General features: G+C 74.9%; 13 protein-coding genes. 8 read left to right on the top strand and 5 right to left on the bottom strand.

Features of this window, described 5'->3' with window-relative positions:
• Positions 1–64: 64 nt before the first annotated feature.
• Positions 65–4318 (bottom strand): nSTAND1 domain-containing NTPase, encoded by a 4254-nt coding sequence (locus LG396_RS33180; protein ID WP_225797586.1) that lies wholly within the window; start codon positions 4316–4318, stop codon positions 65–67.
• A gap of 170 nt (positions 4319–4488) precedes the next feature.
• On the opposite strand from LG396_RS33180, the gene LG396_RS33175 reads away from it, so the two are divergent.
• From LG396_RS33175 to aceE, 4 genes are all read left to right on the top strand, one after another.
• Entirely contained in the window at positions 4489–5298 is an 810-nt protein-coding gene (locus tag LG396_RS33175) for a hypothetical protein (protein ID WP_225797585.1), read from the top strand.
• 4 nt (positions 5299–5302) lie between these two features.
• A complete protein-coding gene (locus tag LG396_RS33170) occupies positions 5303–6673 on the top strand; it encodes a copper amine oxidase (RefSeq protein WP_372483620.1) in 1371 nt (456 codons plus the stop codon).
• Between the two features lie 134 nt (positions 6674–6807).
• Positions 6808–7431, top strand: a complete 624-nt coding sequence (locus LG396_RS33165) for a GntR family transcriptional regulator (protein ID WP_037750169.1) — start codon at positions 6808–6810, stop codon at positions 7429–7431.
• 566 nt (positions 7432–7997) lie between these two features.
• Positions 7998–10685, top strand: coding sequence for a pyruvate dehydrogenase (acetyl-transferring), homodimeric type (gene aceE, locus LG396_RS33160; RefSeq protein WP_225797583.1), 2688 nt, complete (start codon positions 7998–8000; stop codon positions 10683–10685).
• Positions 10686–10790: 105 nt separating this feature from the next.
• On the opposite strand, the gene LG396_RS33155 is transcribed toward aceE, so the two are convergent.
• Positions 10791–10898, bottom strand: coding sequence for a methionine/alanine import family NSS transporter small subunit (locus LG396_RS33155; protein ID WP_018837605.1), 108 nt, complete (start codon positions 10896–10898; stop codon positions 10791–10793).
• Complete coding sequence (locus tag LG396_RS33150) at positions 10898–12445, bottom strand: sodium-dependent transporter (RefSeq protein ID WP_018837604.1); 1548 nt, start codon at positions 12443–12445, stop codon at positions 10898–10900. The genes LG396_RS33155 and LG396_RS33150 overlap by 1 nt, the downstream gene beginning before the upstream one ends.
• Positions 12446–12511: 66 nt before the next feature.
• Between LG396_RS33150 and LG396_RS33145 the strand changes: the two genes are divergently transcribed.
• Positions 12512–13627 carry a helix-turn-helix transcriptional regulator gene (locus tag LG396_RS33145; protein ID WP_225797582.1) on the top strand — a complete coding sequence of 372 codons (1116 nt, stop codon included), beginning with the start codon at positions 12512–12514 and terminating at the stop codon, positions 13625–13627.
• Here LG396_RS33145 and LG396_RS33140 read toward each other — a convergent pair.
• Positions 13609–14574 carry an SDR family oxidoreductase gene (locus tag LG396_RS33140; RefSeq protein ID WP_225797581.1) on the bottom strand — a complete coding sequence of 322 codons (966 nt, stop codon included), beginning with the start codon at positions 14572–14574 and terminating at the stop codon, positions 13609–13611. The two genes, LG396_RS33145 and LG396_RS33140, sit on opposite strands and share 19 nt — an antisense overlap.
• Before the next feature lie 132 nt (positions 14575–14706).
• On the opposite strand from LG396_RS33140, the gene LG396_RS33135 reads away from it, so the two are divergent.
• Positions 14707–15228 carry a DUF4240 domain-containing protein gene (locus LG396_RS33135; RefSeq protein ID WP_225797597.1) on the top strand — a complete coding sequence of 174 codons (522 nt, stop codon included), beginning with the start codon at positions 14707–14709 and terminating at the stop codon, positions 15226–15228.
• A gap of 22 nt (positions 15229–15250) precedes the next feature.
• Here the strand turns inward: LG396_RS33135 and LG396_RS33130 are convergent, their stop codons facing one another.
• Positions 15251–15808: a GNAT family N-acetyltransferase gene (locus tag LG396_RS33130; RefSeq protein WP_037750183.1), complete on the bottom strand. Its 558-nt coding sequence runs from the start codon at positions 15806–15808 to the stop codon at positions 15251–15253.
• A 55-nt stretch (positions 15809–15863) separates the two neighbouring features.
• On the opposite strand from LG396_RS33130, the gene LG396_RS33125 reads away from it, so the two are divergent.
• On the top strand, positions 15864–16757 hold the full coding sequence (locus LG396_RS33125) for a TIGR01777 family oxidoreductase (protein WP_018852642.1): 894 nt from the start codon (positions 15864–15866) through the stop codon (positions 16755–16757).
• Between the two features lie 385 nt (positions 16758–17142).
• The gene (locus tag LG396_RS33120; protein WP_225797580.1) at positions 17143–18597 is read left to right on the top strand and encodes an NAD(P)/FAD-dependent oxidoreductase; all 1455 of its coding nucleotides are present in this window, start codon (positions 17143–17145) and stop codon (positions 18595–18597) included.
• The last annotated feature ends 64 nt before the right edge of the window (positions 18598–18661 follow it).

Raw genomic sequence — 18661 nt, 5'->3', positions numbered from 1 at the left:
GAACCGGCCGCGCCCCCGCTCCGAGCAGCAGCCCGGGCGGGGGCGCTGCCGTGTCCCGGGCGGTTCAGCAGGTGTCGCGGTACGCCGTCCCCGGCAGGTACGCCTCCCAGTCCGCCCGCGACAGGCCGCCGCCCGCGCGGGCGCACACCGCCTGCCGCGCCCGCTCCGGATCCGCCGGGTAGGCCCGCGGCGCGGTGTGCCGGCCGACCGCGTAGACCTCGCTGCCGTCGGGGCTGAAGGACACCGCGAGCAGCTCGTCGCCGGCCGTCGGCAGACTGCCGCCCAGCGACTGGTTCGACGCGGTGTCCCACAGCCGCAGCGTCCCGGAGTGCCCGGCGACCGCCAGCGTGCGGCCGTCCGGCGAGAACGCCAGCGCCGTCGCCGGCTCAGCGGCACCGGTCTGCATGCCCCGGTACGTACCGGGCAGCACCCCGAGGCGTCGGCGGCCCTCGCCGTCCCAGAGCGTGACCCGCCCGGAGTCGTCGCCGGCGGCGAGGTACCGGCCGTCCGGGCTGAACTCCACGGACCGCACCCCGTCCTGCGCCAGCGGCCGCGGCGTGACCCGGCCCCCGCGCAGCGCGACGAGCTGGTCGTCGCCGGTGGCCAGCAGCCTGCCGCCGGGGTGCATGGCCAGCGGGGTGCCGCCGGTGTCGCGCAGCCGCCGCACGCGCTCGCCGCGCGAGACGTCCCACACCTCCAGGGACTCCCGGTCGGGTATGCGGGAGAGGACCACCTTGCCGCCGGCCCCGTAGGCGAGGCTGTTCAGCGGGTTGGCCCGCGCGGGATCCGGGGTGACCTCCAGGCTGCGGACGATCCGGCCCTTCTGCGTGTCCCACACGTGCACCCGCTCCGGCTCGTCGCCCAGCACGCTCGGCAGCGCGTACGCCAGCCGCCTGCCGTCCGGGCTGAACGCCATCAGCGGGATGCAGAAGTCCTCGACGGGATCCAGCCCCCGCGGCACCCGGCACGGCAGCGGGGGCGGCGCCTGCGGCGTGCGGCCGCCGCGCATGTCCCGCACCTCGAAGACGCCCTGCGCCCCCGAGCGGCGGGCGGTGACCAGCTTGCCGCCGTCCGGGCTGAACACCGCGCCCTCCAGCCGCCGCTTCTCCCAGCCCGCGCCCGCGATGCCGTCCAGCCGCACGGTACGCACCACGTGCCCGGACAGGCCGCTGAGGTACCGCAGCTCCCTGTTGCCCGGCGTCACGCGCAGCTCCGTGGCGTACTCGCTGACCAGCGGATGGCGCAGCACCGGCGTCGAGGTGTCGGCCGTGCGCCAGACGACCAGCTCGTCCGGGCCCACGGCGGCGACCAGCGAGCCGTCCCGGCTGAACTCGATCTCCGACAGCCCCTCGCGCTCCACCTCCAGCCGCTTGCGCCCGGTCCCGACGTCCAGCACGCGGAAGCCGGAGTCGTTCATGACGACGATCCCGCGGCTGTCCGGCGTGAACTCCAGCGACGTCGTGTCGGAGCCGCAGGCGTCGCGGGCCTCCGGATAGGCGCGCAGCATGCGCTGCCGCCCGGCCATGTGCCACACCTCCGGCGTGCCGCTGCGCGGGCACACCACGACGAGCCGGTCGTCGGGGCTGACCTGGCTGAACCAGCCCAGGTCGTCGGCGGCCCAGCCGTAGGAGAAGAGCCTCTTGCGGGTGCGTACGTCGTAGACCGCGAGGTGCGTCCGCTCGCCGCCGAACGACAGGGTGCTCGCCATGTACGTCCGCCCGCTGGGCCCGAACCAGCCCGTCGTGCCCGGCACTTCGCCGCGGCCGGGGCGCAGCCGCATGCCGCCGTCGGCGCCGGGGACGGCGAGGGTGCGGCCGTCGGGGGAGACGTCGAAGTCGGAGTCGTCGGCCGGCCGGCCGAGGCCGGGGCCGGAGTCGAGCCGGCGGTGGGAGGCGACGTCCCAGCGCTCCGTACGATCCTTGCCGACGCTGGTGACCGTGCGGCCGTCGGCGCTGAGTAAGCGGTGCGCACGGGGCTCGCCGTCCTGGGGCAGGGCGAACGAGTCGGCCTCGCGCTGGTGCAGCGCGCCGAGCAGCGCGCCGCGGGTCTCCGGGGTGTCGGCGAGCCGCCAGGCGGCGACGCTGAGCTGCATGGCCCGTACGGGATCGGTGAACCGCAGGCTCCCGGCGACGGCCGCGACGCGGCGGGCCTCGGCGCGGCGGTGCTCGGCGTCGGCGTTGCGGTCCTGCTGCCAGGCGAACGAACCGGCGACCAGGGCGAGCACCAGCAGCGCCACCAGCGTCGTGAGCAGCCCTCTGAACCGGCGCCGCTCCCGGCCGCGGGCGGCGGTGCTGGCGGCGAGGAACGCGCCCTCGCCGGCGGTCAGCTCCTGCGGCCGGTCGGCGAACAGCTCCTCGGCCTGCGCGAGCCGGCTCCCCCGGTACAGCGCGCCCGGATCGCGGTCCAGCTCCTCCCAGCCGTGCGCGGCCTCGGTGAGGCGCCGCAGGGCGCGCATGCGCTCGCGGTCCTCCTCGATCCAGCCGCGCAGCCGGGGCCAGGAGGTGAGGAGCGCCTCGTGCGCGAGGTCGACGACGTCGTCGTCGAGGGTCAGCAGCCGGGCCTCGACGAGCCGTTCGAGCACGTACCCGACGTCGTCGCCGGTGGCGCCGGCGGCGGGCCGGGGCGCGGTGGCACCAGCGGCGGACCCGGGCGCGGTGGCACCGGCGGCGCGGGTCTCACCGGGTGTGGTGGGTGTGCCGTCGGACGCGGCTGGCGACCGGGGGGCTTTCCCCGACCCCGCCCCTTCCCGGAACTCGGGGGCTCCGCCCCCGAGACCCCCGTCCGCGGCGCCCGCGGCGCCCGCGGCGCCCGCGGCGCCCGCGGCGCCCGCGGCGCCCGCGGGCGGGACCTCCGGTCCCGCGCCTTCCACGCCTCCGGCAGCGCCGCCCCTGCCGCCGCGCAGCGATACCCCGCCCCCTGCAGCGACGTCCCCTTGCTCTGTCCCTTCCCCGTCCTCTGCGGCGCCGTCCCTGCGACCCCGCCACCGGCCCGCGGTGCCCCCGCCCCGCCCGGTCCGCCACCGCCGGCCGGTCCCGGCGCCGTCCGCGCCTACGTCGTCCCGCCCGCCCCCGCCCGCGGCGGCCGCCGCGGCGATCTCCGCCAGCTCCGCCCGGGGCGCCGGGCGGCGGGTGTCCTGGGAGCCCTCGCCCGGGGAGACCAGGCGCAGCATCGCGCGCCTGGCCACCTGCTGCTGCGGCGGCGTCAGCTCCCCGTAGACCCGCTCCGCCGTCCGCGCGATCGCGCCGCGGACGCCGCCCGCCGCCTCGTACGCCTCCTCCGTCAGCGACCGGCCCCGCCGCCGGTGCCACGTCTCCAGCAGCACGTGCGACATCAGCGGCAGCGCGCCCGGTTCGCCGTCGACGTCCTTGAGGATGCGCGCCGTCAGCGCCCGTTCGACGATCAGGCCCTCCGCCGCCGCGGGCCTGACCACCGCCTCGCGCAGCTCCGCCGGCGACATCGGGCCGACGAGCAGCTGCGCGTCGCGCAGCGCCTCGGTCAGCGCGCGGTACTCGGCGCAGCGGCCGTAGAAGTCGGCCCGTACGGCGACGACCACCCGCAGCCGTCGCGCGGGGTCGCGGGCGGCGAGGAGGCGGTCGAGGAACGCGGCGCGCTCGTCGGGGTCCTGGCAGAGGGTGAAGACCTCCTCGAACTGGTCGACGAGGAGGTACGTGTCGCCCTCGGCGGCAGCCGCGTCGAGCACGTCCGCGTGCGTACGCGCCGGGTGTTCGCCGGGCGTGAGGATGCGCAGCGCCGCGGCCGGCGGGCAGACCGCCTCCGGCTGCCGCTCCGCCGGCTCCCCGCCGTCGTCCCCCTCGTCGTCGGCCCCCCGCAGCCGGCCGGACTGCAGCGCCGGTACGAGCCCCGCGCGCAGCAGCGACGACTTCCCGCTGCCCGACGGGCCGAAGACGGCCGCGAAGCGGTGGGTACGGACCAGCTCCACGAGGTCCGCCGTGAGCCGGTCGCGGCCGAAGAACCGGTCCCTGTCGCCCGGTTCGAAGCGCGCCAGGCCGCGGTACGGCGGCGCCGCGCCGCCGTGCTGCAGCGGCTGCTCCGCCTCCTCCGCCGCCGCCTGCCGCCAGCGCCACTCCCACTCGGCCGGGTCGCCGCCGCAGCCCTCGGCGTACGCCAGGGCAACCGGCAGCGAAGGCAGCCGGTCGCCGGCCGCGGCCTGCGACAGCGCCGTCACCGAGTACGTCCCGCGCGCGGCGAGCTGCCGGTAGGTCGGTCCTCCTGCTTCGGCCCGCAGCTTGCGCAGTTCGTACGCGAAACGCTGGACCGGGCCCGCGGACGGATCCACGGGCTTCTCGCGCCGCCCCATGGGCGGACCCCCCTCGTTCCCCTGCTCCCCCAGGTCGTCTCCCACGATAAACCGCGCCACCGACGCCGTACCGGGGCCCTCGGGATTGTTCGGATGGGCCGGAACGGGGTGCTGAACAACGGTCCGGCCGGTCTAATCGGTCGGGACCGAACAAAATGAAGGGACTTCCCATGAGCACATCGGGGGGAGGCCGCCGCCGCATACGACAGCGCATCGTATGGGGGGCGTTGACGGCCGTCGCGGGTACCGCGGCCGCCGTCGTCGTGGCCGTGCCGCTCGGCGCGGCGGGCGACGACCAACAGGACGGGGACCCGGGGGTGTCCGCGTCCTCGCCGGCACCCGGCGCGCTGGAGACGCCGGGCGACGGGGGGCCGGGCACCGCCCCGCTCCCCACGGAGAAGACCGGCACGGGCAGCGACCCGCTGACTCCGGACGAGGAGCAGCGCGCCGAGGAGCTGGCGCTCGCCGGGGACCGGACGCTGCGTACGGAGAGCGAGGGGGTCCGCGGCCGCGAAGGCGTGCCGCAGCTCGTCAACACCGACCTCGCCGACACCTCGGTGAGCGCCGGCGACGACCGGATCGCCGACGTGTACTTCTACGACTACGCGCGGGACACGCTCGTCCAGAAGAGCGTCAACCTCACGGACAACGAGGTCGTGGACACCGTCGAGTCCACCGGCGCCCAGCCGCCGCCGGCCGCGCCGGAGGCGGAGGCCGCCGCCGACCTGCTGGTGGACAGCCCCGTCGGGGCCGGGCTGCGGCAGGACTACGAGGCGGCGACCGGCAAGGAGCTGACCGGCGCAGGGCAGTTGCAGGTCCAGGGGATGACGTACACGGCGCGGCCGGGTGACTCCGGCGGCCTGGAGCAGTGCGGGGAGCACCGCTGCGTGCGGCTCTTCACCCGGGTCAAGGACGGCCCGTGGATCGACACCCGCGACTTCGTCATCGACCTGAGCGAGCGGAAGGTGCACCATGCGTAACGCCATGACCCACGGGCCGGACGCGCCGGAGGGCGGGTCGGACGTGCCCGCCGACCGGCGCGGGGGCGCCTTCTGGCGCCGTCCGGCGACCTGGCGCAGGGGTGCCGTCGCCGCCCTGGTCCTGCTGCTCCCGGCCGCCGCGCCCGCGGCGATGCCGACCGCGGGCGCCGCGACGCCGCGCGCGCCGCAGGCGGCGGCGCCGGACTGCAGCGAGGAGTACCGGATCACGCACAAGCTGCCCAACGGCACCGAGTGGCAGATGTGCTACCGGAACAACGACTACGCGGGCCTGGTCCTGGAGGACATCTCGTACAGGCCGAAGGGCGCCAACAGCGCCGTCCCGGTGCTCAACAGCGCCCGCCTGGGCCAGATACACGTGCCGTACGACGACGGCGGCATCGAGTACTACGACGTCACCGACATCTCGCTCGGCACGTCGCCCGTGTCGCTGAAGGAGAAGGACTGCCCGGGCGGCACCCGCCGCCCGGTGAAGGTCGGCGGCGAGGCGTACGACGCGGTCTGCGTCACCCAGCAGCCGCGCGGCTTCGCGCACTTCGGCAACAGCTGGGACGTCGGCGAGGAGAACGGCCGCAACGACAGCGCCCAGGGCGACGACCTCGTCGTCTACACGATCCACTCGGCGGGTTACTACTACTACATCACCCAGTGGAACTTCTCCGACGACGGCACGATCACCGCCAAGGAGGGCGCCACCGGCAACCTCTCCCCCGGTGACTTCGATGCCTCGGACAAGCAGGGCTGGCCGATCGGCAAGGGGTCGCGCGACCGCGCGACCAGCCACCAGCACAACATCTTCTGGCGGCTGGACTTCCAGACGGACGCCTCGCGCCCGGCCAGGATCCAGCAGTACGACACGAACCGCAGCGGGACCGGCGAGGGGGGTTACCCGGCGCAGGAGACGACCCGCAAGAACGTCACCAAGGAGACGTCGGGCAACTCCGACCAGCACCGCTGGTGGCGCGTGAGCGGCACGGCCGGCAAGAACGGCGACGGGCACACGCGGTCCTGGGAGCTGGTGCACAGCAACAGCGCGCGCTACACGGGGCGCAAGTTCACCAGCAAGGACGTGTACTTCACGCAGTACAAGAAGTGCGAGAAGTTCCCGAACCACAACCGGCGGTGGGACGCCAACTGCTCGAAGGACATCGTCGCCGCCACCGACGGCGAGCAGCTCAAGCACCCCATCGTCTGGGTGAACGTCGGCTTCCACCACATCGCCCGGGACGAGGACCAGACGCCGATGCCGGTGCACTGGCAGGGCTTCCAGCTCTCGCCCCGGGACGTGACGGACATGAGCCCGCTCACGCCGGAGCGGCTGCGCAAGCCGCAGTACAACGGTGATCCCTTCGACTGAGCGAGGGCACCACGCGCGCTGACACGCACTGACGCGCACCCCGCGGCGTCCCCGTCCGGCTCCGGTCCGGGCGGGGGCGCCGTATTCTCGTCTCCACCCCCTGCGCGGCCGTGTGAGATCCCGAGGAGATGCCGATGCCCCCTTCCGTCGTCCACCCGTCGTTGCGCGAGCAGATCCGCGAGCACATCGTGGAGGGCGTCGTCAGCGGCAGGTGGAAGCCGGGCGAGCGGATCGTGGAGCGGCGTATCGCGGTCGAGCTGGAGGTCAGCCAGACGCCGGTGCGCGAGGCGCTGCGCGAGCTGGAGAGCATGCGGCTGATCGAGTCGGCGCCGAACAAGGGGGTGCGGGTCCGCGACCTGACGGCGGCTGACCTGGAGGAGATCTATCCGGTACGGGCCGGGCTGGAGCAGATCGCGGCGGAGCTGGCGGCGCCGCGGCTGGCGGCGGACGTGTCGGCGCTGGAGCCGCACGTGGCCGCGCTGCGCGAGGCGGACGCGGCGGGCGACGGCGGGGCGCAGGTCAGGCACACGGTGGCGTTCCACCGGGAGCTGGTGCGGGCGTCGGGCAACAGCGTGCTGCTGCACACGTGGGAGTCGCTGGGCATCGAGATCTACACGTCGCTGGCGATCCGCTGGCTGGGCACGCGCCAGCAGGCGTACGCGGAGGAGCACGCGGACATCGTCGCGGCCTTCCGCCGCCGCGACCCGGCGATCGCGGAACTGGTCAAGGACCACGTCCTGGGCTGCGCGCCCGCGTAGCGGGGGCTGCCGCCCCCGCTCCCCCGCCGGGGCTCCGCCCCGGTCCCCCGGGGACCGCGCACCGAGCCGGAGCCGGAGCCCGCACCGGAAGCGTCCGGGACGCCGTCCCCGACGCGCTGCCGCCACCTCCCCCCGCCGCAGCACCGGCGCCCGGCCCGCGCGTCACCGCGGCGTACGCACCCGATTCGAGCCCCCTGCCGCGGCTCCGCCCCCGGCCCTCGGCCGCGCCCCGCGTCCAACCGGGACGCCGTCCCCGACCCCGGCGGACTGCGCTCCGGCTTCGGGCTCCGGACCGCGCCCGGCGCCGGACGCCGTCGGCCTCCCCGTCGTCCTCGAACCCGCCCCCGGCGCGCCCCCCACCCCCGAGGGCCGGCCCGCGTCCCGTACGGCGCACCCTCCCGCGCCCGGCGCGGGTCCTGCGCACCCCGCCGCGCCTGCCGCAGGCACCGCGTGCCCGGAAGCGTGGCACGGCATGCCGACTTTGGCCTCCCCGCACTTATTTTGCCGTCCAAGCTTTGATCGATCATCGATCGGAGACTTACAGTTCGGTCGAGGAGGTAGTTGCCATGCAGAGTCAGCTCGACCAGCTCCCGGACCGGGACCCGCAGGAGACCGCCGAGTGGCGCGAGTCACTGGACGCCGTGGCTCAGCACGCCGGCCCCGACCGGGCCGCGCAGCTGCTGCGCAGCACCGTCGCCCACGCCGGGGACACCGGTCTGGACATACCCGCGCTGCTGGAGACGCCGTACGTCAACACCGTCCCCACGGCCGCGGAGCCCGAGCTGCCCGGGGACCCGGCGATGGAGCAGCGGATCGCCGCGTGGAACCGGTGGAACGCCGCCGCCATGGTCACCCGCGGCTCGCGGTACGGGCTCGGGGGGCACATCGCCACCTTCGCCTCCGCGGCGTGGCTGTACGAGACCGGCTTCAACCACTTCTTCCGCGGCAAGGACGACGAGGGCGCCCCCGGCTCCGGCGACCAGCTCTACATCCAGGGCCATGCCTCCCCCGGCATCTACGCCCGCGCCTTCCTCGACGGCCGGCTCTCCGAGGCCCACCTCGACCGCTTCCGCCAGGAGGCCGGCGCCGGCGAGGGGCTGCCCTCGTACCCGCACCCGCGGCGGCTGCCGTGGCTGTGGGAGTTCCCGACCGTCTCCATGGGCCTCGGCCCGATCTCCGCGATCTACCAGGCCCGGTTCAACCGGTACCTGGCCCACCGCGGCATCAAGGACACCTCCGCCAGCCACGTCTGGGCCTTCCTCGGCGACGGCGAGATGGACGAGCCGGAGTCGACCGCCGCCCTCGCCCTCGCCGCGCGCGAGCAGCTCGACAACCTCACCTTCGTCATCAACTGCAACCTCCAGCGCCTCGACGGCCCGGTACGCGCCAACTTCAAGGTCGTACAGGAGCTGGAGGCCCAGTTCCGCGGCGCCGGCTGGAACGTCGTCAAGTCGCTGTGGGGCTCCGCCTGGGACGAGCTGCTCGCGCTCGACACCACCGGCGCGCTCGTCCGCAGGCTGCGGGCGGTGCCGGACGCGCAGTTCCAGACGTACGCCACACGCGACGCCGCGTACATCCGCGAGCACTTCTTCGGCGCGGAACCCGCGCTGGCCGAGCTGGCGAAGCTGCTCACGGACGACAAGATCCTCGACTGCTTCCACCTCTCCCGCGGCGGCCACGAGCCGCGCAAGGTCTACGCCGCGTACCGTGCCGCCGTCGCGCACGAGGGCGCGCCGACCGTGATCCTGGCGCAGACCGTCAAGGGCCACACCCTCGGCAAGGGCTTCGAGTCGCGCAACGCCAACCACCAGATGAAGAAGCTGACCGGCGCCGAGTTCCGCGACATGCGGGACCTGCTGGAGCTGCCCATCCCGGACAGTGCGCTGGACACCGACCTCGTGCCGTACGCCCACCCGGGCCCCGACTCCCCCGAGGTGCGCTACCTCCAGGAGCGCCGCGCCGCGCTCGGCGGCCCCGCGCCGGCCCGCCGGGTGCACCCGGTGGTCCTGCCGGAGCCGGCGGCGAAGCCGTTCGACGCGCTGAAGAAGGGCTCGGGCAGCCAGGAGATCGCGACGACCATGGCGTTCGTCCGCCTGGTCAAGGACCTCATGCGGGACAAGGAGACCGGCCGGCGCTGGGTGCCGGTGGTGCCGGACGAGGCCCGTACGTTCGGCATGGAGTCGCTCTTCCCGAGCGCCGGGATCTACTCGCCGCGCGGCCAGACCTACGACCCGGTCGACCGCGACCAGCTCCTGTACTACAAGGAGGCGGCGGACGGGCAGATCCTCAACGAGGGCATCACCGAGGCCGGTTCGCTGGCGTCCTTCACGGCCGCGGCCACGTCGTACGCGACGCACGGCGAGCCGATGATCCCGTTCTACATCTTCTACGCGATGTTCGGCTTCCAGCGCACCGGTGACCAGTTCTGGGCGCTGGCGGACCAGTTGGGCCGCGGCTTCGTCGTCGGCGCCACCTCCGGTCGCACCACCATGACCGGCGAGGGCCTGCAGCACGCCGACGGGCACTCACCGCTGCTGGCCTCCACCAACCCCGCGGCGCTGATCTACGACCCGGCGTTCGCGTACGAGGTGGCCGTCATCGTCAAGGACGGGCTGCGCCGCATGTACGGCGAGGCCGCCCCCGGCGAGGACCCGGACGTCTTCTACTACCTCACCGTCTACAACGAGCCGAAGGTCCAGCCGGCGATGCCCGCGGGCGTCGAGGACGGCATCGTCCGCGGCCTCTACCGCTACCGGACCGCCGACTCCCCCGCCGGTACCGCCGCCGAGGACGCCCCGCGCGCCCAGCTGCTGGCCTCCGGCACCGCCATCCACTGGGCGCTCGACGCCCAGCGACTGCTCGCCGAGGACTGGGGTGTCGCGGCCGACGTCTGGTCCGCCACCTCCTGGAGCGAGCTGCGCCGTGACGCCCTGTCCTGTGACGCGGCGCAGCTTCGCGGCGAGGACCGGGTCCCCTACGTCACCCGTGCTCTGGAAGGCGCACCGGGCCCGGTCCTCGCCGTCAGCGACTGGATGCGGCAGGTGCCCGACCAGATCGCGCAGTGGGTCCCGCAGGACTACACCTCGCTGGGCACGGACGGCTTCGGCCTCTCCGACACCCGCGAGGCGACCCGCCGGCACTTCGGGGTCGACGCGCAGTCGATCGCCGTGGCGGTGCTGGACCGGCTGGCGCGGCGCGGCGAGGTGAAGAAGGAGACGGTCACGCAGGCGGCGGCGAAGTACGGGTTGGCCTGAGGCCGTACGGCGTACGGGCCCGGCCTGCGGGGGGCGCAGGCCGGGCCCGTATCGGACCGCCGGTGCGGTCGGCCGCGGCGGACCGCCGCGTACGGTCGCCGCGGACTAGTCCGGCTGGTCCGGGAAGCTGCGCAGCTTCAGCAGCGCGGCGATCAGACCGCCCCAGACGATCACGATCGCGACGACCAGCATGACGATGGCGCTCGCCGACATCAGTTGCCCTCCTTCGCCGGTTCCGTATCCTCCACGGACTGCGCCTCCGGCGCCCGGCCGCCGATGTCGCCGTGGTGCCGCCACGGGACCAGCGCGGCCAGCACGCCGACGAGCAGCGCGGCAGCCGCGACGCCCCAGCCGGCCCAGCCGAGGAACGAGCCGGGGTAGCCGCCGTAGTTCTCGTCCAGTTCCGTGCGCAGGCTGTCGACCATCATCCAGCCGAGCACCAGCGGGGTGACGATCCCCAGGCAGACCAGCCACACGCGGCCCATCCGGACCGCCGACGTGGCGTTGGCGTCCCGCTGCAGCAGCGGCAGCCGGCGCAGCACCCAGGCCACGACGACGACCGACACGAGGCCGGCGAGCACGATGCCGTACTGGTTGATGAAGTGGTCGGCGGCGTCGAGCAGCGAGAGCCCGCCGTCGTTGGCGAACGCCAGCACCGAGACCGCGGTGAGCACGCCGCCGACGATCCCGACGGCCGCCCCGCGGGACAGGCCCGTACGGTCCTCGACCGCCGCGACCTGCACCTGCACGATGCTCACCAGCGAGGTGAGGCCGGCGATCACCAGCGACAGGAAGAACATCACGCCGAAGAACGCGCCGCCCGGCATGCTGGAGATGATCGCCGGGAACGCCACGAACGCCAGCCCGACGCCCGAGGTCGCCAGCTCGTTGACGCCCACGCCCTGCTGCGCGGCCATGAAGCCGAGGACCGAGAACACGCCGATGCCCGCCAGGATCTCGAACGAGCTGTTGGCGAAGCCGGCGACGAGCGCCGAGCCGGACAGGTCCGACTTGCGGCCCAGGTACGAGGCGTACGTGATCATGATGCCGAAGCCGATGGACAGCGAGAAGAAGATCTGCCCGTACGCGGCGACCCACACGCTGCCCTCGCCCAGCGCACTCCAGTCCGGCTTGAACAGGGCGTCCAGGCCCTCGCCCGCGCCGTCCAGGGTGACCGCGCGGACGACGAGGATGCCGAAGAAGACGAGCAGCGCCGGGATGAAGATGCGGTTGGCCCACTCGATGCCGCGGCGCACGCCGAGCCAGAGGATGACGAGTGTGACCAGCCACACCCCTAGCAGCGGCCACATCACGCCGGGCACGAAAGTGGAGACGGTGCCCGGTTCGCCGGCCTTGAGGAAGTCCTCGGAGAAGAAGGCGTTCGGGTCGTCGCCCCACGACTCGTCGATCGAGAAGCCGACGTAGCGCACGGCCCACGCCAGGATCACGGCGTAGTAGGCGGAGATGACGAAGCAGATCGCCACCTGCCACCAGCCGATGGCCTCGGCGGGACGGGCCAGCTGCCGGAAGGCGCCGGGCGGGGAGGAGCGGTAGCGGCGGCCGATGACGTATTCCATGATCAGCAGCGGCAGGCCCGCCGTGAGCAGGGCCACGAGGTACGGCAGCAGGAAGGCGCCGCCGCCGTTGTCATAGGCGACGTAGGGAAAACGCCAGATGTTGCCGAGACCGACCGCGGATCCGATCGCGGCGAAGAGGAAACCTGCCCGGTTTCCCCAGCGCTCGCGAGGCTCGTTGGACATATAAGACTCTCTTGTTCTTTGGTGCAGTACCGGAGGACGCTATCAAGGCCCTGCATGATGGCTGCCATGCGCGCCGCCCGGCTCATTCACCTGGTCCTGCTCCTCCAGTCCCGTGCCACCATGACCGCCGCCGAGCTGGCGGAGCGGCTGGAGGTCTCCGAGCGGACGGTCGCGCGCGACGTGCAGGCGCTCGCGGAGGCGGGGGTGCCGGTCTACGCCGACCGCGGGCGGACCGGCGGCTACCGGCTCGTCGGCGGCTACCGCACCCGCCTCACCGGGCTCGGGCGGACCGAGGCGGAGGCGCTGTTCCTGTCCGGGGTGCCGGGCGTGCTGCGGGACATGGGGCTGGCGGACGCGGGGTCGGCGGCGCGGCTGAAGGTGTCGGCGGCGCTGGGGCCGGAGCTGCGCGGGGCCCCGGACAGCGCGGCGCAGCGGTTCCACCTCGACGCACCGGGGTGGTGGCGGGAGCCGGACGCGCCGGAGCTGCTGCCGGCGGTGGCGGAGGCGGTGTGGGCGGACCGGCGGCTGGCGGTGACGTACCGGCGGCGGCCGGGGGCGGAGGCGGTGGAGCGGGAGGTGGAGCCGTACGGGCTGGTGCTGAAGGCGGGGGTCTGGTACCTGGTCGCGCGGGTGCCGGAGGCGGGGCCCGGGGCTTCCGGGGCGGGGCCGGAGGCAGGGTCCGGGGCCGGGCCCCAGACGGGGTCCGGGGCGGGCGGTCCGGGGGCGGGGGGCCCGTACCGCGTCTATCGCGTGGAGCGCTTCGAGCGGGTGGAGACCGCGGCCGCGGAGCCGGGTGACGGGGCCGCCGGCGGCCCGGCCGAAGGGGCGGGCTTCGAGCGGGACGAGGAGTTCGACCTGCCGGGCTTCTGGGCGGAGCGGGCCGCCGCGTTCGCGCGGTCGATCCTGCGGGACGAGGTGGCGCTGCGGCTCTCCCCCGACGGCCTGCGGCGGCTGCCGCACGTCACGGACCGGCTCGCCGCCGAGGACGCCGTGGCCGCCGCCGGCCGGCCGGACGAGGAGGGCTGGACGGCGGTCCGGCTGCGGGTGGAGTCCGCGGACGTCGCGTACACCCAGCTCCTCGCCCTGGGCCCGGACGCGGAGCTGCTCGGGCCGCCGGAGCTGCGCGAGCGGTTCGCGGCGGCGGCGGCCCGCAGCGCCGCGCTCTACGGGCGCAGCCGGTAGCCCTCCGGGTCGCCGGGGTCCTCGCCGGCCATGACTTGCTGGAAGTACGGCCAGCTGTCCGGCACCGTGCCGTCCGTGTCCGTGAACCCGTACTCCTTGGCGACCTGCCCGCTGTACAGCGACGCGCCGTTCCACCGCGCCTTGTCCGGGTCCGCCGCCAGCGCCGCCACCGCCCGGCCCACGAGGACCGGCGACTCGGAGAGCGCGAAGTGCCGCTCCTTGGCGACCGCGTCGCGCCAGTTCTCCTCCGTCACCCCGAAGTGGTCCAGCATCTGCTCGGAGCGCAGGAAGCCCGGGGTGAGGGAGAGTGCGGTGGCACCGGCGTCCTTCAGCTCGTGGCTGAGGTTGAACGCCATCCGGATCGGGGCGTTCTTGGTCAGGTCGTAGAAGAAACTCTCCCGGTACGGCTTGTTCGCCTCCGCCGTGCCGTCGGTGATCTCGATCAGCAGCCCGCCGCCGGTGCGCAGCAGCAGCGGCAGCGCGCAGTGGCTGGTGATGATGTGCGTCTTGGCGCCGAGTTCCAGCATGCGCAGGCCGCGGTCGAGGTCGATCTCCCACATCTTCTTGGCGAACTCGACAAGGTGCTCCCCGCCCCAGACGTCGTTCACCAGCACGTCGAGCCGGCCGTGGTCGCGCTCGATCCGGGCCACGAGGTCCCGTACCTGGTCGGCTTCGAGGTGGTCGACGCGGACCCCGACGCCCTCGCCGCCGGCCGCGGTGACCAGCTCCGCGGTCTCCTCGATGGTCTCGGTGGTGCGGCCGACCTCGCTGACCTGCTGCCGGGTCGTACGGCCCGTGGCGTACACGGTGGCGCCCAGCGCGCCCAGCTGCACCGCCATCGCCCGGCCAGCGCCGCGGGTGGCGCCCGCGACCAGGGCGACCTTCCCGCGCAGCGGGTGCTCGTCGGTGGTCGGGACGGACCTGTCTCGGTTCTGCTCTTCGCTCATGCGCACACCGTGACAGCGAATCCGGACATCTTCTGTCTGGTTTTCCGGCGGGTTGCGAAAGGTACCCCGCCGGATTCCGATCCCGCCGCTCCGCGTGCGTACACGCGGCGGAGGGCAGATGCTGGATCCGTGATGGAGGAGTCGGAGTTCTGGGAGCTGGTCGACGGCACCCGCGAGGCCGCCGAGGGCGACCCCGCGGAGCAGGCTGACCTGCTCGTCGACCGGCTGACCGGGCTGGACCCGGACGCCGTGACCGACTTCGCCTGCCACTTCGAGTCGCGGATGAACCGCGCGTACCGCATGGACCTGTGGGGCGCGGCGTGGGTCCTGCTCGACGGGGTCAGCGACGACGCCTTCGACTCCTTCCGCGGCTGGCTGATCGGACAGGGCCGGACGGTCTTCGAGGGCGCGCTGCACGAGCCCGACGACCTTGCGGACCTGCTGGACGACTTCGACGAGGAGACGGACGGCGAGGCGGAGGACCTGGCGTACGCGGCGGACGAGGCGTACGAGCGGCTGACAGGGCTGAAGCTGCCGGACCTGGGGCTGGCGGAGGCCCCCGCGGAGCCGCAGGGCGAGGCGATCGACTTCGAGGACGTACGGGTGCTGGCGCGGCGGTTCCCGAAGCTGTGGGCGCTGTACCGGGAGGACTGAGGGCGCGGGGGGGGCGCGTGCGTCAGAGGAGCGTGCGCCCCATCAGGACGTCGTCCACGTACGTGCCGTCCAGCAGGAACTCCTCCGGCAGCACGCCCTCCACCGCGAACCCCTCCGACTCGTACAGCCGCCGCGCCGGCACGTTGTGCCCCAGCACGCGCAGCGTCAGCCGCCGCGCCCCGAGCGCGCGGGCGTGCGCCACGCCCGCGCGCAGCAGCGCCCGCGCCACGCCGCTGCCGCGGACCGCGGGGGCGACGGCGAGGCCCTGGATCTGCCGTACGTGCTCGTTGACCTCCAGCGACGTCGGGCGGACGACGCAGATGTAGCCCACGACGCGGGCGGGAGCGGGGCGGGCGGGGCCGGCGCGGGCCGGTCCTGCCAGCTCGGCGACGAGGTAGTCCTCGGGCCGGTGGCGCTCGTCGAAGAACGGGGCGTCGGGGGCGGGCGGCGGCATCACCGCGTGCAGCCGCGACCAGGTGACGGCGTCGAGGTCGCGGAGCGCGTCGCCGTCGGCGGCGCTCGCGGGCCGGATGCGCGGCTCACCGCTGCCGGCCGCCCCGCCGCCGTGCACGTCAGTCATGCGCTCACTGTGACACGAGCTGCCGGGACGGGGCACATGAGGGCAGGATGGGCACATGCGCATCGCGGTCTCCGGCTCCTCCGGACTCATCGGCTCCGCCCTCGTCGGTTCGCTGCGGACCGACCGGCACGACGTCCTGCGGCTGGTGCGGCGGGAGGCGAGCGCGCCGGACGAAGTGCGGTGGGACCCGGAGAAGGGGTACGTCGACACCGCCCGGCTCGACGGCTGCGACGCCGTCGTGCACCTCGCCGGTGCCGGCATCGCCGACCGGCGCTGGACCGAGCGCTACAAGCGGGTGCTGCGCGACAGCCGGGTGCTCGGCACCGCGGCCGTCGCCGACGCCGTCGCCTCCCTCGACCGGCCGCCGTCCGTCCTCGTCTGCGGCAGCGCGATCGGCTACTACGGCGACACCGGCGACCGCCGCGTCGACGAGACCGCACCGCCGGGGCGGGGCTTCCTCGCCGACCTGTGCCAGGAGTGGGAGGCGGCGACGAACGCCGCGGAGGAGGCCGGGATCCGCACCGTCCACGCGCGTACGGGCCTGGTGGTCTCCCGCAAGGGCGGGGCGTGGGGGCGGCTGTTCCCGATCTTCCGGGCGGGGCTGGGCGGGCGGCTCGGCAACGGCCGGCAGTACTGGAGCTTCATCTCCCTGCACGACCACATCGCCGCGCTGCGCCACCTCGTCGACACGGAGTCGCTGACCGGGCCGGTGAACCTCACGGGCCCGGAGCCGCTGACGAACCGCGAGGTGACGGCGGCGATGGGACGGGTGCTGCACCGACCGACGCCGTTCCCGGTGCCGGCGGCGGCGCTGCGGGTGGCGCTGGGCGGGTTCGCGGAGGACGTGATCGGCAGCCAGCGGGTGGTGCCGCGCAAGCTGCTCGACTCGGGGTTCGCGTTCGCGTTCCCGGGGATCGAGGAGGCGCTGCGGGCGGCGCTCCGGGGGTGAGGGCGGGGGGCTCGACGGGTCCGGGAGGCCGGACAGGGAGGGATCGGGACGTGACCCGGGGCTGACCCCGGGCCGGTCCGGAGCTGATCGGGGGCCGGTCCGGGCGCGCGGCTGTGAGGTGGGCAGGAGCCCGGCAGGGGGCTCTGCGGGAGGCACCGCGGGACTCGTCGGGGGCCGCGGCAGGGGCGGTGTCGCGGCTGGTTGCGCCGGGTGTGCGTCCGTGCCCTTGTGGTGCGCACCTGGCCGGCGTCACCATCCGACCTATCGTCATCGGAACGCGTTCACGCCGGAACGCGGATACGGCCATGCCCAGTTGGGCATCAAACAGGCGTCCAGTGGCGTTCGAGAGCGCTCGGCCGCGGACGCACAACCCCGGGAGGCACCCGTGCCCCATGCCGCAGGAAGCACGGACCCCGTCGACGTCGTCGTCGTAGGCGCAGGACTCGCCGGTCTCTCCGCGGCCCAGCACCTGGTCGGAGCGGGCCTCGACGTGACCGTGCTGGAGGCGGACGAGCAGGTCGGCGGGCGGATGACCACCGACCACGTCGACGGCTTCCGGCTGGACCACTCGCTGCAGCTGCTCAACACCTCGTATCCGGAACTGCGTCGGCTGCCGGGGCTCGCGGGGGTGCCGCTGTGCCCGCTCGACGGGGACGTGGTCGTCTGCGCGGGCGGGCGGCGGCAGCGAATCGGCGGATCGAGGGGCACGGGGGGCGCGTTCACGACGGCGAGCGCGTTCGCCAGCGCCGCGCGTGCGCCCCGGGGGGCCGTCATCGACCAGGCGTGGCTCTCCGCGGCGCTGGCCCGGCTGGCGGCCGTACCCACCGCGCGGCTGCTGGCCCGGCCGGAGCGCCGGGCCGCGGACGCGCTGGCGGCGCGCGGGCTGCCGCCGCGGATCGCGGCGGGGCTCCTGCGGCCGCTGCTGGTGGCGCTGCTCAACGACCCGGCGCTGACCACGTCGAGCCGGTCCGCGGACCTGGCGCTGCGGTCGTTCGCGCGGGGGCGGCTGTGCCTGCCGGCGGGCGGGGCGGCGACGGTGCCGCGGCGGCTGGCGGCGGGACTGCCGCGCGGCACGGTGCGGACGGGGGTGCGGGCGGTGTCGGTGTCGACGACCGCGGTGCGGACGGCGGGCCACGGGGTGCTGCGGTGCCGGTCGGTGCTGGTGGCCACGGGCGCGCGGGCGGCGGCGGGGCTGCTGCCGGGGCTGCGGCTGCCGGGGTTCCACCCGGTGACGGTGCTGCACCACAGCGCCCCGGCGGAGTCGCTGCCGGGCGGGGCGGCGCGCGGCGGGGGCGCGACGGGCCCGGGGGATGAGGCGGGTCCGGGTACGCGGGAGGGGGCGGCCTGGGAGGGCGCGCCGGCCCGCAACGGGGCGGCGCGGGCCGGCGGGTCGCGGCAGGCGGCGCTGCTGCTGGACGCGGAGGGGGCGGCGGGCCCGGTGTCGCACACGGCGGTGGTCAGCGGCGCGGACACGTCGCGGGCGCCGCGGGGGCGGGCGCTGGTCAGCTCGGCGGTGCTGGGCGAGGCCGCGGTACGGCCGGCGCGGGTGCTGGACAAGTCGGCGCGGCGGCAGCTGAGCGAGCTGTACGGGACGTCGGCGTTCGACTGGGAGCTGGTGGGCGCGCACCACGACCCGGAGGCGATACCGGCGATGCCGGCACCGCACGACCTGCGCCGCCCGGTACGGGTGCTGTGCGGCCTGTACGTCTGCGGCGACCACCGCGACACGAGCACGCCGCAGGGCGCCCTGTACTCCGGCCGCCGCGCGGCCCGGGCTCTGCTCCGCGACTTCGGCCTGTCCCCGGCCACAGGCACGACCGCGATCCCGGCAGTCGCCTAGCAGGAACGGTTCTCCACCCCGAGACCAGCCCCCCGACAGGCGTGCCGATGCCCGCGCCGACCTC

This window comes from Streptomyces aculeolatus (assembly GCF_020400605.1).
In the GTDB taxonomy this organism is placed as follows: domain Bacteria; phylum Actinomycetota; class Actinomycetes; order Streptomycetales; family Streptomycetaceae; genus Streptomyces; species Streptomyces aculeolatus.
The sequence above is the reverse complement of the archived record's forward strand: the minus strand, read 5'-3'. Positions and strand labels throughout refer to the sequence as shown.

Bases quoted from the DNA above. Each gene is read 5' to 3' on its own strand.
- LG396_RS33180 (WP_225797586.1), bottom strand. From the start codon at position 4,318: ATGGGGCGGCGCGAGAAGCCCGTGGATCCGTCCGCGGGCCCGGTCCAG.
- LG396_RS33175 (WP_225797585.1), top strand. From the start codon at position 4,489: ATGAGCACATCGGGGGGAGGCCGCCGCCGCATACGACAGCGCATCGTA.
- LG396_RS33170 (WP_372483620.1), top strand. From the start codon at position 5,303: ATGACCCACGGGCCGGACGCGCCGGAGGGCGGGTCGGACGTGCCCGCC.
- LG396_RS33165 (WP_037750169.1), top strand. From the start codon at position 6,808: ATGCCCCCTTCCGTCGTCCACCCGTCGTTGCGCGAGCAGATCCGCGAG.
- aceE (WP_225797583.1), top strand. From the start codon at position 7,998: ATGCAGAGTCAGCTCGACCAGCTCCCGGACCGGGACCCGCAGGAGACC.
- LG396_RS33155 (WP_018837605.1), bottom strand. From the start codon at position 10,898: ATGTCGGCGAGCGCCATCGTCATGCTGGTCGTCGCGATCGTGATCGTC.
- LG396_RS33150 (WP_018837604.1), bottom strand. From the start codon at position 12,445: ATGTCCAACGAGCCTCGCGAGCGCTGGGGAAACCGGGCAGGTTTCCTC.
- LG396_RS33145 (WP_225797582.1), top strand. From the start codon at position 12,512: ATGCGCGCCGCCCGGCTCATTCACCTGGTCCTGCTCCTCCAGTCCCGT.
- LG396_RS33140 (WP_225797581.1), bottom strand. From the start codon at position 14,574: ATGAGCGAAGAGCAGAACCGAGACAGGTCCGTCCCGACCACCGACGAG.
- LG396_RS33135 (WP_225797597.1), top strand. From the start codon at position 14,707: ATGGAGGAGTCGGAGTTCTGGGAGCTGGTCGACGGCACCCGCGAGGCC.
- LG396_RS33130 (WP_037750183.1), bottom strand. From the start codon at position 15,808: ATGACTGACGTGCACGGCGGCGGGGCGGCCGGCAGCGGTGAGCCGCGC.
- LG396_RS33125 (WP_018852642.1), top strand. From the start codon at position 15,864: ATGCGCATCGCGGTCTCCGGCTCCTCCGGACTCATCGGCTCCGCCCTC.